This window comes from Achromobacter sp. UMC71 (assembly GCF_014170305.1).
Taxonomy (GTDB): domain Bacteria; phylum Pseudomonadota; class Gammaproteobacteria; order Burkholderiales; family Burkholderiaceae_B; genus Achromobacter.
On sequence record NZ_LZZT01000056.1, the window covers coordinates 1 to 16,135 of the forward strand.

Annotated in this window: 12 protein-coding genes; 4 read left to right on the plus strand and 8 right to left on the minus strand. The window is 68.0% G+C overall.

The annotated features are described in order from the left end of the window. On the minus strand, positions 1 to 608 hold a 608-nt coding region (locus tag A9974_RS26895), incomplete at its 3' end, for a type VI secretion system Vgr family protein (RefSeq protein WP_220806140.1). A gap of 260 nt (positions 609 to 868) precedes the next feature. Here A9974_RS26895 and A9974_RS26900 point away from each other — a divergent pair. Continuing rightward, positions 869 to 1,786 carry a DUF72 domain-containing protein gene (locus tag A9974_RS26900; protein ID WP_183007227.1) on the plus strand — a complete coding sequence of 306 codons (918 nt, stop codon included), beginning with the start codon at positions 869 to 871 and terminating at the stop codon, positions 1,784 to 1,786. Positions 1,787 to 1,832: 46 nt separating this feature from the next. On the opposite strand, the gene A9974_RS26905 is transcribed toward A9974_RS26900, so the two are convergent. Then, positions 1,833 to 3,362 carry a PLP-dependent aminotransferase family protein gene (locus A9974_RS26905; RefSeq protein ID WP_370539688.1) on the minus strand — a complete coding sequence of 510 codons (1,530 nt, stop codon included), beginning with the start codon at positions 3,360 to 3,362 and terminating at the stop codon, positions 1,833 to 1,835. A gap of 95 nt (positions 3,363 to 3,457) precedes the next feature. Here A9974_RS26905 and gabT point away from each other — a divergent pair, with 95 nt between their 5' ends. The 3 genes from gabT to A9974_RS26920 all read left to right on the plus strand — a co-directional run bounded on the left by gabT (position 3,458) and on the right by A9974_RS26920 (position 7,453). After that, a complete protein-coding gene (gene gabT / locus A9974_RS26910; RefSeq protein WP_183007228.1) occupies positions 3,458 to 4,720 on the plus strand; it encodes a 4-aminobutyrate--2-oxoglutarate transaminase in 1,263 nt (420 codons plus the stop codon). Between the two features lie 145 nt (positions 4,721 to 4,865). Next, entirely contained in the window at positions 4,866 to 6,335 is a 1,470-nt protein-coding gene (locus A9974_RS26915; protein ID WP_183007229.1) for an NAD-dependent succinate-semialdehyde dehydrogenase, read from the plus strand. A 263-nt stretch (positions 6,336 to 6,598) separates the two neighbouring features. Further along, positions 6,599 to 7,453, plus strand: a complete 855-nt coding sequence (locus A9974_RS26920; RefSeq protein WP_183007230.1) for an inositol monophosphatase family protein — start codon at positions 6,599 to 6,601, stop codon at positions 7,451 to 7,453. 168 nt (positions 7,454 to 7,621) lie between these two features. On the opposite strand, the gene A9974_RS26925 is transcribed toward A9974_RS26920, so the two are convergent. The 6 genes from A9974_RS26925 to A9974_RS26950 all read right to left on the minus strand — a co-directional run bounded on the left by A9974_RS26925 (position 7,622) and on the right by A9974_RS26950 (position 16,051). Beyond that, entirely contained in the window at positions 7,622 to 8,440 is an 819-nt protein-coding gene (locus tag A9974_RS26925) for an NAD-dependent protein deacetylase (protein ID WP_183007231.1), read from the minus strand. 33 nt (positions 8,441 to 8,473) lie between these two features. Continuing rightward, on the minus strand, positions 8,474 to 9,421 hold the full coding sequence (epsC, locus tag A9974_RS26930) for a serine O-acetyltransferase EpsC (RefSeq protein ID WP_183007232.1): 948 nt from the start codon (positions 9,419 to 9,421) through the stop codon (positions 8,474 to 8,476). Between the two features lie 195 nt (positions 9,422 to 9,616). Next, on the minus strand, positions 9,617 to 10,669 hold the full coding sequence (gene galE, locus A9974_RS26935) for a UDP-glucose 4-epimerase GalE (protein WP_183007233.1): 1,053 nt from the start codon (positions 10,667 to 10,669) through the stop codon (positions 9,617 to 9,619). A gap of 11 nt (positions 10,670 to 10,680) precedes the next feature. After that, on the minus strand, positions 10,681 to 12,354 hold the full coding sequence (gene pgi / locus A9974_RS26940) for a glucose-6-phosphate isomerase (protein ID WP_183007234.1): 1,674 nt from the start codon (positions 12,352 to 12,354) through the stop codon (positions 10,681 to 10,683). A 13-nt stretch (positions 12,355 to 12,367) separates the two neighbouring features. Next, the gene (locus A9974_RS26945) at positions 12,368 to 13,771 is read right to left on the minus strand and encodes a phosphomannomutase/phosphoglucomutase (RefSeq protein ID WP_183007235.1); all 1,404 of its coding nucleotides are present in this window, start codon (positions 13,769 to 13,771) and stop codon (positions 12,368 to 12,370) included. A gap of 18 nt (positions 13,772 to 13,789) precedes the next feature. Next, positions 13,790 to 16,051 carry a GNVR domain-containing protein gene (locus A9974_RS26950; RefSeq protein ID WP_183007236.1) on the minus strand — a complete coding sequence of 754 codons (2,262 nt, stop codon included), beginning with the start codon at positions 16,049 to 16,051 and terminating at the stop codon, positions 13,790 to 13,792. Positions 16,052 to 16,135 lie beyond the last annotated feature (84 nt).

Genomic DNA, 16,135 nt, shown 5'->3' on the forward strand with positions numbered 1-16,135 from the left:
GCGTCTTCGGCCAGGGTGCGGCTGTCGGCAAAAATCTGCACCACGTGGCGCGCGGGCACCTCGGCGTCTTCCAGCACGGTCCAGCCCAGGCCGGCCTCGGCCAACAGGCGGCTGATGAAGGCGTAGTCGGTCTCGCGATACTGCGTGGTGTAGGGGCGCGGCGCCAGGTCGGCCAGCGCCCCTTCGACGTCGGCCGCGATGCGGTAGACATAGCCTTCATACGTGTCCAGCACATGGCGCACGATGTCCAGCACGGGCTTGTTCTCAAACAACCGGCTGGCACGCCGCTGCGTGGCCAGCCACAGCCAGGGCACCACCGTGAGCCGGTAGCGCGCCAGGCCCGCATCGCCGGCCAGCAGTTCAGCCTCGCGCACCACGCCGCTGCGGCCGCTGTGGCTGCCATCGGCGCGGGTGGTCCAGAGGGTAACGGGGCGCGAGATCATGTCCTGCAACGACAGGCCGGCGTCGTCCGACAGGGCCACCACGCGCAACTGCGCCACGTCCGACAACGCTTCGCGGCCGGTCCAGCCTTCGACGTGCAGCGACGCCAGTGCCCCCTCGCCTTGCAGGCGGTAGAGGCGGGCCTCGGAATTGAACAGGCCGCTCATTGGGGCAGCCCGACACGCAATAGCACCAATGACAGCATCAGGGATCTCCCATGTCGCATTGCACCTGCGCGCCGACAACGAGTGTCGATACGCCCCGGGGTCAACATCCCCGGTGGACAGGAAGAAATACCACGACGATTTGGCGTCAATGACAACCAACGTCGCTCAAGTTGCAACAAAAATTGAAAAAACGGCACGAGAATGAAAAAATCGAATGCTTCCTATCCGTCGTGCCGCCCCCGCGGCGCTTGCCCCACGCCATGCGCCTGCTTGCCGGCACCGCCTCCTGGACCGACCCCACGCTATTGGCCTGCGGCCGCTTCTATCCGCCTCACGCCAACAGCGCCGAAGCGCGGCTGCGCTTCTATGCCTCGCGTTTCAGGCTGGCCGAGGTGGATTCCAGCTACTACGCCCTGCCCAGCGCGGAAAACGCCTACCTGTGGGCGCAACGCACGCCGGACGACTTCGTCTTCAACATCAAGGCGTACCGGCTGTTCACCGGCCACCAGACGCCGCTGACGGCGCTGCCGGCCGATATCCGCCAGGAACTGGGCGACTGGCCCGAACCGGTGATCTACCACCGCGGCATGCCCGACGACCTGCGCGACGAACTATGGCGCCGCTACACGCTGGCGCTGGAGCCGCTGCGCATGGCGGACAAGCTGGGCGCGGTGCATTTTCAGTTTCCGCCGTGGGTCCAGCGCGATGCGCGCGGCATGGCGCTGGTTGCCGACTGCGTGCGGCGCCTGGACGAGCATCTGGTGTCGGTGGAATTTCGCCATCGCAGCTGGTTCGCCTCGGCCGAGGCCACGGCCGGCACGCTGGCGATGGAACGCGAATTGGGCGTGGCGCATACGGTGGTCGACGCGCCGCAAGGCTTTGACAACAGCGTGCCGGCGGTCTGGGCATGCACCCATCCCGACCTGACGCTGCTGCGCCTGCATGGCCGCAACGCAGCCACCTGGAACGCGACGGGCCCGGCCTCGTCGGGGCGTTTCCAGTACGAATATACGGAAGCGGAACTGGCCGAACTGGCGCGGCGCTTCCAGCAACTGGCGCAGCAGAGCGCGCAGGCGCACGCGGTGTTCAATACCAACTTCGAAGACCAGGGCATGCGCAACGCCGCGGCATTCAAGGCGGCGTTGGGCGGTGACGGCATTCAAGGCGGACGGGTTTGAATGCCGCGTGCGCTCAGCGCGACGGGCGCCCGCCTGCCCGACAGACCTAGGCCTCGGTTTCCGACAGCGCCTGCGGCGCGGGCGTGGCGCGTGCCACCTCCGCCAGGCTTTCGAGCAGCACTTCGAATTTGCGCGCGATGTCATGCTCGGGCACGCAGGCGTAGCCCAGCAACAGGCCAGGCCGGCGTCCTTCGGCATTGACGTAGTAGCGCGACAGCGCGCGGGTCAGCACGCCCTTGCGCCGCGCCACCTCGACCACGCGCAGGTCGTCCATGTGCGCCGGCAGGGTCAGCACCAGGTGCAGGCCCGCCAGGCTGGCATCGCGATGCAGCCAGTCGGGACCCAGGCGGCGTTCGATCAGGTTGACCAGCATGGCGCGGCGGCGCGCATACAGCATGCGCATGCGGCGGATATGGGCGGCGTAGTGGCCTTCGGCGATGAAGGTGGCGAGCGCCGCGTGCGTCATCAGGTGGCCTTCGCGGTAAAGCTCGGCGTGCGCGGCCTGGAACGCGGCGGTCAGCGCCTTGGGCAGCACCAGGTAGCCCACCCGCAGGCCGGGATACAGCGTCTTGCTGAAGGTGCCCATGTAGATCACGGGCGCGTCCGGTTCCAGCCCCAGCAGCGACGCGATGGGCCGGCCCGAGAAGCGGAATTCGCTGTCGTAGTCGTCTTCGATGATCCAGCTGCCGTGCTGGTGCGCCACCGCCAGTAGCTGGCGCCGGCGCGCCAGCGACATGACCGGCCCCAGCGGATACTGGTGCGATGGCGTGACGAAGATGAAGCGCGGCGGCGCGCCGCCCGGCAAGGCGCCGCCTTCCGGCAGCCGCATGCCTTCTTCGTCGACCGGCAGGTGCACCGTGCGCAGGCCATTGGCCTGCAGCACCGTGCGCGCGCCCCAGTAGCCGGGGTCTTCGACCCAGGCGGTTTCGCCCGTTTCACCCAGGATGCGGGTGGCCAGGTCGATGGCCTGGTGCGAGCCTTCGGTGATCAGGATCTGGTCGGGGTCGCAGTCGATCGAGCGCGTCAGCGCCAGATGCTGGGCCAGCGCCTCGCGCAGCGCGGGCAGGCCGCCGCCGTAGGCGTAGGTCAGCAGGTCCGGCGCGGGATTGCGCCACAGCGCGGAAAAGATGCGGCCGAATTTCTTGTGGGGGAATTCGGTCAGGTCGGGCACGCCCGGCATGAACGCGCCCCACTGGTAGGGCGAGGCCGACACGCCGTCGACGATGGCGGCCCCGCGCGCCGACAGGACCGCGCGCGGCGGCGGCGCCGGCGCGCGCCGCGACTGGCGGCCGCTGGCCAGGTAGGAATCCGGCAGCGAGGCGTTGACGAAGGTGCCGTTGCCCTGGCGGCTGCGGGTGTAGCCTTCAGCCAGCAGCTGGCTGTAGACGTGCACCACCGTATTGCGGGCGATGCCCAACTCGGCCGCCAGGTCTCGCGATGCGGGCAGGCGCGAGTCCGCGGCAATGGATCCATCGAGGATGGCTTCGCGTATGCCGTGGTAGAGCCGCTTGTTCATCGGCCCGCCCGCGGCATCAGCCAGGCGCAGCAGCAGCAAGTCACCGACGATGGACCGCAATTGGTTCTACCTGATTTATAAAAGTGGTTCCCACCAATGGGGCCATAGTAGCATTAAATAAACGCTTTCCCGCCCACTTGCCATCCGAGGCTGAGATGAAGAATCAGGACCTGAATACCCGCCGTTCCCTGGCCACGCCGCGCGGCGTCGGCGTCATGTGCGATTTCTATGCCGTGCGCGCCGAGAACGCCACGCTGTGGGATGCCAACGGCAAGGAATACATCGATTTCGCGGGCGGCATCGCGGTGCTGAACACCGGTCACCTGCACCCCAAGGTCAAGGCCGCCGTCAGCGCCCAGTTGGACAACTTCACGCATACCGCCTACCAGATCGTGCCCTACGAGGGCTACATCTCGCTGGCCGAGCGCATCAACCGCCTGGCCCCCATCGACGGCCTGAAGAAGTCCGCCTTCTTCACGACCGGCGTCGAAGCCGTCGAAAACGCCATCAAGATCGCGCGTTCGGCCACCGGCCGTTCGGGCGTCATCGCCTTCTCGGGCTCTTTCCACGGCCGCACCATGCTGGGCATGGCGCTGACCGGCAAGGTTGCCCCCTACAAGCTGTCCTTCGGCCCGATGCCGGGCGACATCTACCACGTGCCCTTCCCCAACGGCACGCAGTCCATCACCGTAGCCGATTCGCTCAAGGCGCTGGACTTGCTGTTCAAGGTCGACATCGATCCCAAGCGCGTCGCGGCCATCATCATCGAGCCGGTGCAAGGCGAAGGCGGCTTCAACATCACCCCGCCCGAACTCATGACCGCGCTGCGCAAGGTCTGCGACGAGCACGGCATTCTGCTGATCGCCGACGAAGTGCAGACCGGCTTCGGGCGCACCGGCAAGCTGTTCGCCATGGAGCACCACACGGTGCAGGCCGACCTGATCACCATGGCCAAGAGCCTGGGCGGCGGCTTCCCGATCTCGGGCGTGGTCGGCCGCGCCGACGTCATGGACGGCCCGGCCGCGGGCGGCCTGGGCGGCACCTATGCCGGCAACCCCCTGGCGGTGGCCGCGGCCCACGCCGTGCTGGACGTGATCGCCGAAGAAAAGCTGTGCGAGCGTTCCGTGATCCTGGGCGACAAGCTGCGCGCCCACCTGGAAGGCCTGCGCGCCAAGGTGGCGGGCATCGCCGACGTGCGCGGCCTGGGCTCGATGGTGGCGCTGGAACTGAACGACGCCAACGGCAAGCCCGACGCCGAAGCGGTCAAGAAGGTGCAGGCCCGCGCCCTGGAACGCGGCCTGATCTTGCTAAGCTGCGGGGTGTACGGCAACGTTCTGCGCTTCCTGTACCCCTTGACCATTCCCGACGCCCAGTTCGATCGCGCGCTGGCCATCCTGACCGAGTCGCTGGCCGCTTAAGGTCAAGTCGGTCCAGGTCAGGGCCCCGGCCCGACCATCCGGTTTTGCGGCCGTCGGGCACGGCGATTGCGGGCGTAGCGGAGTTCCGCTGCGCCCGCGTCAATTCCGCCCCGGCGGCTGCGTTCCCATATTGGAGACTTTTGCAATGACGTCTTTGACCCATCCCCTTTCGCGTCCCGAACTGCTGCGTGACGCCTGCTACATCGACGGCAAGTGGGTATCCGCCGGCAACGGCCCGTCCATTCCCGTAGACAATCCCTCGACCGGCAAGACCATCGTTTCCGTGCCCAAGCTGGGTCGCAAGGAAACCGAACAGGCCATCGCCAGCGCCGAGGCCGCCCTGCCCGCCTGGAGCGCCAAGACCGGCAAGGAGCGCGCCGCGATCCTGCTGAAGTGGGCCCAGCTGATGCTGCAGAACCAGCAGGACCTGGCCGCCATCATGACCTCGGAACAGGGCAAGCCCGTGACCGAGGCCGCCGGCGAAATCGCCTACGCGGCGTCGTTCCTGGAATGGTTCGCCGAAGAAGCCAAGCGCATCGACGGCGAAGTGCTGCAAAGCCCCAAGGCTGGCCAGCGCTTGATGGTGCTCAAGCAGCCCATCGGCGTGACCGCCGCGATCACGCCCTGGAACTTCCCGGCCGCGATGATCACCCGCAAGGTGGGCCCAGCCCTGGCTGCCGGCTGCACCATGGTGGTCAAGCCTGCCCAGCAGACGCCGCTGACCGCGCTGGCGCTGGCCGTGCTGGCCGAAGAAGCCGGCGTGCCAGCCGGCGTGTTCCACGTCATCACCGGCAGCTCGCGCGACATCGGCGCGGCGCTGTGCGAAAGCGAGGTGGTGCGCAAGCTGAGCTTCACCGGTTCGACCGAAGTGGGCCGCACGCTGATGGAACAATGCGCCCCCACCATCAAGAAGCTGTCGCTGGAACTGGGCGGCAATGCGCCGTTCATCGTGTTCGACGACGCCGACCTGGACCGCGCCGTGGACGGCATCCTGGCGTCCAAGTACCGCAATGCCGGCCAGACCTGCGTGTGCGCCAACCGCATCTACGTGCAGGCCGGCGTGTACGAGGAAATCGCCAAGCGCCTGGTGGCCAAGGTCAATGCCATGAAGGTGGGCGACGGCTTCGGTGACGGCGTGACGCAGGGTCCGCTGATCGACGCCAACGCCGTCGAAAAGGTGCAGGAGCACATCGCCGACGCCACCGCGCACGGCGCCAAGGTCATCGCTGGCGGCAAGCCGCATGCGCTGGGCGGCACGTTCTTCGAACCCACCGTGGTGCGCGACGTGACGCAGTCGATGCGCTTTGCCACCGAAGAAACCTTCGGGCCCGTGGCCCCGTTGTTCCGCTTTGAATCCGAAGACGAAGTCATCGGCATGGCCAACGACACCATCTTCGGCCTGGCCGCCTACTTCTTCACGCGCGACTACGCCCGCATCTGGCGCGTGTCCGAAGCGCTGGAATACGGCATCGTCGGCATCAATACCGGCCTGATCTCCAACGAAGTCGGCCCGTTCGGCGGCGTCAAGCAATCGGGCCTGGGCCGTGAAGGCTCCAAGCACGGCATCGAGGAATACCTCGAGCTCAAGTATCTGTGCGTGGACCTGGGCGCCTGAGCCGCCAGGGCCGGCCGGTCGCGACGAAAAGGCGCTCCCTTTACGTGGCGACAGGCTCTGGCCCCCCGGGCGCCCACGGCGCCCGGCCTGCGGATGGGGAGGATGAAACGGGACTCGGGTCCCGTTTATCCCCAGGAATTGTGGACAACCTGGCAGATAAGTCCTGCACAGGTAGCAAATTCCCTTTAAGTTCATACGGTTATAAATCACGATCAATTGCCGCCCAGGCGTGATAGATTTGCGCGTTCCCTGGACGAGCCAATATGAGCAGATCATTTACCCGTGAGGACACCCGCCGGCTGGCGAGCATCCTGGCAGAAGCGGCGCAGGCGGAAGTCATGCCGCGCTTTCGCAACCTGCCCGAGGGGTCCGTGCGCGACAAGACCTCGCCGCGCGACCTGGTGACCGACGCCGACGAGGCCGCCGAACGCCTGATCGCCGCGCGCCTGTCCAAGCTGCATCCGGGCGCCGTGCTGATCGGCGAAGAAGCCTCGACCCGCAATCCCGCCTTGCTGAACATGCTGGTCGACGCCGACCTGGCCTTCCTGATCGACCCGATCGACGGCACCCGCAACTACGTCGCCGGCCTGCCGCTGTTCGGCATGATGATCGCCGCCTGTCATCGCGGCGACGTGATCGCCGGCGTGATCTACGACCCCGTCAGCCGCGACAGCGCGCTGGCCGTGCGCGGCGAGGGCGCCTGGATGGAATACGAGAACGGCAAGCAGGCCACGCTGGCGGTGGCGGCCCCGGCCCCGCCCGAAGACATGGACGGCCTGATCTCCACCGGCGCCCTGCCCGAACCGCTGCGCACCACCGTCAACAGCAATCTGTCGCGGCTGGGCAGCACGGCCAGCCTGCGCTGCGCCGCGCACGAATACCGCATGCTGGCGGCCGGACATAGCCATGTCGCCCTGTACAACCAGTTGACGGCTTGGGACCACGCCGCCGGCTGGCTGCTGCATCGCGAAGCGGGTGGCTATGCGGCGCGCTTTGACGGGTCGCCCTACAAGCCCACCCACCGCAGCGGCGGCCTGTTGTATGCGCCCGATGCGGGCAGTTGGCATGCGGCGCGCAAGGCCCTGCTGGGCGACGCGGCGCCGGACGCCGAGGGCTGAAACGTCGGCCAATTCGCCGGAAAATGCTCGCAAACTCGGGGTTATCCCTAGGAATTATCCACAGTATCTGTGGACAACCCTATGGAAAGGTCTGTAACTGGCCGAAAAAACCCTTACAGGGCAGGCACTTGGTTAAACCGGTCAAAAACCGGCCGGCCTCTGTCCCCGTTATAAGGCGTCCAGCGCCACCGCGCAGGGCAGCTCCACCTTCAGGGTCAGCAGGTTGTCGGCCCGCGTGCGGCCCAGGTTGATGGCGGCGATCGGCATGCCGTTGCGCGCCGCCGCCGTCACAAACCGGTAACCGGAATAGACCATCAGCGACGAGCCGGCCACCAGCACCGCGTCGGCCGCCATCAGGCCGGCGTTGGCCCGCTCGACCCGGTCGCGCGGCACCGTTTCGCCGAAGAAAACCACGTCCGGCTTGACCACCCCGCCGCAGCGCGGACAGGGCGGCACGCGGAACGAAGCGAAATCCACCCCGTCCAGGTCGGCGTCGCCGTCCGGCGCGTCATCGGCCTCGAAGGCGATCCAGCCGGGATTGCGTTCGTGCAGGGTTTCCTGCCAGGCCTGGCGGCCGCCGCGCCAATCGCAATTCATGCAGCGCACTTCGTCCAGCCGGCCATGCAGGTCGACGACGTCGCGGCTGCCGGCGGCCTCGTGCAGGCCATCGACGTTCTGCGTGACCAGGATGGACACCAGGCCGCGATGCTGCAGGCGCGCCAGCGCCCGGTGCGAGGCGTTGGGCTGCACCTGGCCGAAACGGCGCCAGCCGACCATGCTACGGGCCCAGTAGCGGGCCCGGGCCAGGTCGTCGCCCATGAAGGTCTGCAGCGTCATGGGCGGCTTGCGCTTCCATTCGCCGTCGGTGTCGCGGTAATCGGGAATGCCGGAGTCGGTGCTGACGCCCGCCCCGGTCAGGACGAACAACCGCGGGTGGCGGTCGACAAAGCCGCGCAACGCGGCCAGATCCGAAACTCGTGTGTCCATCCTGGCTCCCTATCGACCGCCGCAACGCGGGTGTCAGCCGCCCAGGCCGCAATCCGGCATGTCGCTGACCAAGCTGGCCTGGGTGACGTTGCTGCCCGGCGGCACGCTGCGCGTAAGCCAGACGTTGCCGCCGATGGTCGACCCCTTGCCGATGGTGACGCGCCCCAGAATGGTGGCGCCCGCGTAGATCACGACATCATCTTCGATCAGCGGATGGCGCGCCAGGCCTTTCTTGAGCTCGCCGTTCTCGCCCGGCGGGAAGCGCTTGGCGCCCAGTGTGACCATCTGGTAGAGCCGCACGCGGTCGCCGATGATGGCGGTTTCGCCGATCACGACGCCCGTGCCGTGGTCGATGAAGAAGCTGCGGCCGATGGTGGCGCCGGGGTGGATGTCGATGCCGGTGTCGGCATGGGCGATCTCGGCCACGATGCGCGCCAGCATGGGCACACCCAGGCGGTACAGCACGTTGGCCAGGCGGTGGTGGATCATGGCGGCCACGCCGGGATAGCACAGCAGCACTTCGTCGACGCTGTGCGCGGCCGGGTCGCCCTGGTAGGCGGCGGTCACGTCCAGGTCCAGCGCGGCGCGCACGCGCGGCAGTTCGGCGCCGAACTGGCGCACGATCTCGATGGCGCGCTGCTGCGTATCGGCCTGCTGCGCAGGATCCTGGCGTCCGACGTATTGCAGTTCCAGGCCGACCTGGTGCAACAGCGCATCCAGCGCCGCGCCGATGGTGTGGCCGACGTAGAAGTCCTCGACTTCCTCGCGCAGGTCGATGGGGCCCAGGCGCATCGGGAACAAGGCGCCACAGAGGTCCTTGATGATCTGGCGCAGGCTTTCCTGGGACGGGAATTCGCGCAGGCCGGCATCTTCGCGCAGGCGGCCGCGCGGACCGCGCCAGGCGACGCGCGCCTCGCGCAGGCCGGACACGATGCTGTCCAGGTTCCAGTGGGCCGGGGGCAGGTAGGCCGGGCCGCTCATAGGGACCGCCCCGCCGGGGTGGACAGGCCGGCACGCAGGCCGGCCGGGGAATGGGAATCGAACATGAGGGTGCCTCGCTGACGGTGCATCGCCGGATGACGGCCGGGCCGCGCGGCGATGCTGCTTCGCAATATTTCCGTCAACTGTAACCGCTTCGCCCGGTTCGCGGAATCTGTCCGACAGGCTGTCGGGGTTTTATGCCGCGGGCGGATCGGTCTCGTAACCCCGCGGATTGCCCTGTTGCCAACGCCAGCCGTCAGCGCACATGGCGTCCACCCCGCGGCGGCTGCGCCAACCCAGCAGGGACGCCGCCAGGGCGGGATCGGCCCACATCCGCTCGATGTCGCCGGGACGGCGCGGCTGCGTGCGCAGGGGAATGCGGCACTGGTTGACCCGTTCGAACGCCTGCACCAGCTCGAGCACGCTGGTGCCCTGCCCCGTGCCCAGGTTGACCGCCACGAACCCGGGATGCGCCAGCGCATAGTCCAGCGCCTGCACATGCCCCTGGGCCAGGTCCATGACATGCAGATAGTCACGCACGCCGGTGCCGTCCGCCGTGGCGTAGTCGTCGCCGAACACGTTCAGGAAGGGCCGGCGCCCCACCGCCACCTGCGTGATGAAGGGAAACAGGTTGTTGGGCACGTCGCGCGGGCTTTCGCCGATCTGGCCGCTGGGATGCGCGCCGATCGGGTTGAAGTAGCGCAGCGTCACCGCGCCGAAACCGGCTTGCGCCGCGCACAGGTCGCGCAGCATCTGCTCGACCATCAGCTTGGTGCGGCCATAGGGATTGGCGGGCGCCAGCGGGTGCGCCTCGGTAAACGGCAGCGACTGAGGCTCGCCGTAGACCGTGGCCGACGAGCTGAACACCAGCCGCGCCACGCCCGTCTCGCGCATGGCGTGCAGCAGCGCCAGCGACCCCGCCACATTGTTGTCGTAGTACTTGAGCGGGTCGGCCACCGATTCGCCCACCGCCTTGCAGCCGGCCAGATGCAGCACGGCCCGCACCGGGTCGCCGCCGGCCGCCGCCTGCGCCAGTACGGCCTGCACCACGCCGGGCTGGCGGATATCGCCTTCGATCAGCGGAATCGACGCGCTGCACAGGCGCTCGACCCGTCGCACCGCCTCGGCGCTGCCGTTGCTGAAGTTGTCCAGCACCAGCGGGCGCTGGCCCGCGGCCAGCATCGCCACCAGCGTGTGCGCGCCGATATAGCCCGCGCCGCCGGTGACCAGAACTCGCATATCCGCCATAGCCCGCTCCGTCAAAGGTGGGCGGCCACGCCCGGCATGCGCGCATGACGCGGCAGCGGCGCTTGCGCGTGGCCGCGGTAGCGGTCGATCCAGTACGAGGTCGACGCGTCGTGGCCCCAATCCACCACGCCGGCCGACACTGGCACCGCCAACTCGCGCTCGATGCCGCTGGCCAGCCGCTTGCCCAGTTCCACGCCCCATTGGTCGAACGGATTGATGCCCCAGACCACGCTTTGCACGAACACCTTGTGCTCGTACAGCGCCAGCAGCGCGCCCAGGCCGCGCGGATCCAGCTGGCGCAGCACGATCAGTGTGGACGGCCGCCCGCCCGGATGCACCATGTGGCGCGCCAGGCTGCCCGCCTTGTCCGGGTCGTCGATGTGCGCCACGTCCAGCAGCGCCTGCTCCAGGCTCTTGCCGCGCAGCAACGCCTGGCGCTGCGCCAGGCAATTGGCCAGCAGCATGCGATGCGCATCGGGGCTGTCCAGATGGCCTTGCAGGCTGGCGATGAAATCCACCGGCGCGCCTTCGGCGCTCTGGTGCAACCACTGGAAGAAGGTGTGCTGCCCATCCGTGCCCGGCATGCCCCAGATGATGGGCGCGGTGGGCACGCCGACCTCGGCGCCGTCGCCGTCGACGCGCTTGCCCAGCGACTCCATTTCCAGCTGCTGCAGATAGGTCACCAGGTGCAGCAGCCGCGCGCTGTAGGCGGCGATGTTGAGCGAACCGTGGCCCAGCACGCTGCAATTGACCAGCCCGGCCAGCGCCAGCTGCACCGGGGCATTGGCGGCCCAGGGCGCCTGCTGGAAGTGCTGGTCCATGGCCTCGGCGCCGGCGCGCATGCCGATCAGCACGTCGGCGCCTACGGTCAGCGCGATCGACAGCCCCGCGACGGACCAGACGGAATAGCGGCCGCCGACCCAGTCGCACATGCGGAACACCTGGCTGGACGGCACCCCCAGGGCGCGCGCGGCCGGCACGTTGGCGGTCACCGCCGCCAGGTGCGCGGACACGTCCGCCACGCCGCCCTGCTTGAGCCAGGCGATGGCGGCGCGCGCGTTGTGCAGCGTCTCGGCGGTGGTGAACGACTTGGACGACACCACCACCAGGCAGCGCCGCGGGTCGACCCCCGCCACCGCATCATGAAACGCGTGGCCATCGATATTGGACAGGAAGCGGATCTGGCGCCGCTGCGCCGCGCCGCCAAAGGCCTGGATGGCCAGGCGCGGCCCCCAGTCGCTGCCGCCGATGCCGATGTGCAGCACCGTGGAGAAGTCAGCCGTCTGGTCCGTGCGCCGCACGAAATCAGCCATGCGCGAATATTCGCAGACCGAATCCTCGTCCTGGCCGTCCGGCTGTTCACGCGTGCGCCCGGCCCGCAGCGCGGTGTGCCAGGCGGGTTTGCCTTCGGTCCAGTTGACCGGTCCGCCCGCGAACAGCGCCTGGCGCGCCGCGTCCAGCCCGCGCGCCCGCAGCAGCGCCAGGGCGGCCGCTTCCAGCGCGGGTGACTGCCGCTGCATGGTCAGGTCCACGCACAGCCCCGCCGCCTCGATCACCTTCAGCGCGCCGGCGTCCAGGGGGGCATTGCCCGCCGCTTGCGCAAACGCCTGCCATTGCGGGCTGCCGGCCAGGCCGCCCGCCTCGCTCTCCGCCGCAATCTCTCTCGCAAAATTCGCCTTTCCCATCGCGTGATGCTCCTTAGAACGGTAAACGGATATGAGGTGCAATGCGCCGGAACGCATTGCGGAAGTCCTCCTCGATCCGGGCCAGCGCGGCCACGGTGTCTCCTTCAAAACGCAGTACGACCGTCGGCGTGGTGTTGGACGGGCGCGCCAGGCCGAAGCCATCGGCATAGTCCACCCGCACGCCGTCCAGGTCGTTGATGGACAGCGCGCCGGGAAACACCCCGTGTTCGCGCAGCGCCTCCACCAGCGCCACCTGTTCGCCTTGCGCCGTATCCAGCTTCAGTTCGGGGGTGGCGCAGGACTGCGGCAGGCTCTCGAGCAGCGCCGAGGGGTCCGGCGCCGCGGACAGTATCTCCAGCAGCCGGGCCGCCGCGTAGATGCCGTCGTCAAAGCCGTACCAGCGCTCCTTGAAGAACATGTGACCGCTCATCTCGCCGGCCAGCAGCGCCCCGGTTTCACGCATCCGGGCCTTGACCAGCGAATGCCCGGTCCGGCACATCGTCGCCTTGCCGCCCGCCTCGGTGATGGCGCGCGCCACGTGGCGGCTGCATTTGACGTCGTAGAGAATCTCGGCGCCGGGATTGCGCGCCAGCACGTCGCGCGCGAACAGGATCAATTGCCGGTCCGGCCAGATGATCTGGCCGGACTTGCTGACCACGCCCAGGCGGTCGCCGTCGCCGTCGAACGCCAGGCCGACTTCGCAATCGGAATAGCGCAGGCAATAGATCAGGTCCTGCAGGTTCTGTGGATCGGCGGGGTCGGGATGGTGGCCGGGGAACGAGCCGTCCACCTCGCAGAACAGTTCGGTGACCTCGCACCCCAGCGCGCGGAACAGCGCCGGCGCCACCGCGCCGGCCACGCCGCTGCCGCAGTCGATGGCGATCTTCATCGGCCGGCTCATGCGGATGTCGCCCAGCAGCCGGGCCGCGTAGCACGGCTGCATCTGCATCTGCGTGCGGCCGCCCGCCACGCTGGCCGAGGCGATCGGCAGACGCATGGCGTCGCGCAGCGCGGTGATGCCGTCGCCATACAGCGACGCGCCGTCCAGCACGATCTTGAAGCCGTTGTGCGCCGGCGGATTGTGGCTGCCGGTGATGGCGATGCCGGCCCCGGTATCCATCAGCCGCGCCGCGAAGTAGACCATCGGCGTGGTGGCCATGCCGATATCGATGACGTGCATGCCGGCCGAGCGCAGGCCAGCCTGCAGCGCGGCCGCGAGTTCCACGCTGCTCAGACGGCCATCGCGGCCCACCACCATGGCGCGCGCGCCCAGCTCCAGCGCCCGCGCGCCGGTCGCCATGCCCAGGCTATGGGCGAAGCGCGCGTCGATCTCGTCCGGCACCGTGCCGCGTATGTCGTAAGCCTTGAAGACCGCATCCAGGATCTGCGGGGATTCCCAGCCAAAAGTTCCATGCATGCCAGTTCTCCGCGGAGGTTACTTGGGGCCGTTCTGCTTGAAATCGCCGTAGTAGGCCGCCCGCGAGTAGCGGTAACCGCCATACTTGGACCGAAAGCCGAAGCGTTCGGGCATCAGTTTCAAGCCGTTGAACAGCACCCCGTCCACCGGCGCGCCCGCCTGGATCAGGCGCTTGGCGGTCTCGCGGATCTCGCCCACCGTATTCATGCCCGAACGCACCACCACCATGACCGCCGCCGCATGCGTGCCGACCACGGCCGCGTCGGGCGAGGACAGCACCGGCGCCGTATCCAGGATGACCATGTCGTACTGGCTGGCCAGTTCGCGCAGGGTCTGACCGAACACCGGCGAGGCCAGCAATTCCGACGGATCGAAGGTAACGGCGCCCGTGGCGATGAAGTCCACGCCTTCGGACACGCTGTGCTTGCGCACGCGCTCAAGCGGCACGGTGCCCGACAGCACTTCGAACAGGCCGTCTTCCTTGGGCACGCCAAAGTAGCGGTTCAGCTGCCCCTTGCGGAAGTCGGCATCGATCAGCAGCACGCGCTTGCCCACCCCGCCCTGGATGAAGGCGAAGTTGGCCGACAGGAACGACTTGCCCACGCCCGCCACCGGGCCGGTGAACATGACCATGTTGTTGGCCGACTGGCGCAGCGAGGCTTGCAGCACGTTGCGGAACGACCGCAGGCTTTCGATGGGCGGCGCGTTGCCCTGGCTTTGCGCCAATAGCGCCGGCACCGTGGCGTTCTTGCGGCGGCTGCGGCGCCATAGCTTGTCCTGCAGATCGCTGTGCGGAATGGCCGCCAGCACCGGCAGGCCGGTGTAGCGCTCCACGTCATCCGGTTCCGACAGGCCGCCGAACAGCGCATTGCGCACGAACGCGCACAGCATGCCGAAGATCAGGCCGATGGCCGTGGCCACGCCGACGATGATGGCGGCCTTGGGGCGCACCGGCTTGTCCGGCTGCACCGCCGCATCCAGGATGCGCACGTTGCCCACCTTGCCGGCGCGGATCAGGCGCAGTTGTTGCGCGTTGTTCAGCAGCCCCGTGTACAGCTCGGTATTGACGCGCACGTCGCGCACCAGCCGCACCACGTCCTGCTCCAGGTCGGGCAACTGCTTGATGTTGTTGCCGATGCGGTTGACGTCGCCGGTCAGCGAGGCGATCTGGCGGTCGATGGCGACAATGCTGGGATGGGTCGGCGCGAAGCGGGTGATCAGTTCCTGGCGCTTGGAGCGCAGTTCCATCACCTTGGTCTGGGCGTCGACCGATTGCGCCAGGATCAGCTTGGCCTCTTCGCTCAGGTCAATGGTGCCGCGCTTGTTACGCAGCGAGTTGTACTTGGTCTCGGCCGCATCCAGCTCCTGCTTGAGCTGCGGCAGCTGCTTGTCCAGGAACGCCAGCGACTTCTCGGCCTGGGCCGACTTGCGGTTGACGTTCTGCTGCACGTATTCCTGACCGATCTGGTTCAGCACCGCGGTAGTCAGCAAGGGATCGTTGCCTTCCAACGTCACGCCGATGACGCCCGAGGTGCGGCCACGCTCGAAGATGCCCAGGCGCGATTGCACGTCTTCGATGGCGGCCAGGCGCGAGCTGCGCGACACCGTGAATTCCGTGCCTGGCCGGCCGCCGATCGCATCGATATGCACATCCAGCGCCGCGCCGCCCGGCAGAACGAAGTGCTCGGGCTTGCCGACGGCGCCGCGGAATGTGGTGCCGGTGACTTTGTCGGTCAGGCTGTAGGCGCCCTCGCCCAGGGCTGTGACGCGAAAGGGCTTGCCCAGCCATTCGTTGGGCACATCCAGCTGCGACACCGAAATGGACTCACCGCCCCAGGCGTAGCCGCCACGCGGCAGGCCGGACGGATACGGCAGGCTTTCATAGCGCTGCGCCAGCCATTCGCCCACCACGGGGAAGTAACGCGGCTTGGCGTGGATGTACAGCATGAACTTGTCGACGGCCGGCCCCACCACCATGCGCGAACGCAGGACTTCCATCTCGCCGGAAGTCTCGGCCTTGGTGTCGAATATGGCCGAAACGTCGCCCAGCAGGCTGCGGCTCTGGCCCTGCGGCATCTCCTCCTCCACCTGGACGATGATGTCGGCCTGGTAGACCGATGGGGTGATCATGACGTAGGCGACTGCGCCCAATAGCGCAATCAAAGTGATGGCGATGATCAGCCATCGGTTGGAGAAAATGGCGTCCACGTGCGAGGACAGGGGGGTTTCCTGCTGACGAGCCGGGACGGAGGGCTCGAACGATTCGATGGGCAACGACATGCAGCTCTCCAAGAATAGGCGCCGCCGCGGTTGCGGCGCCCCCAAAGGCGTGGGTCGGAATCCGCGCGCGCCCAGCGGCGCGGG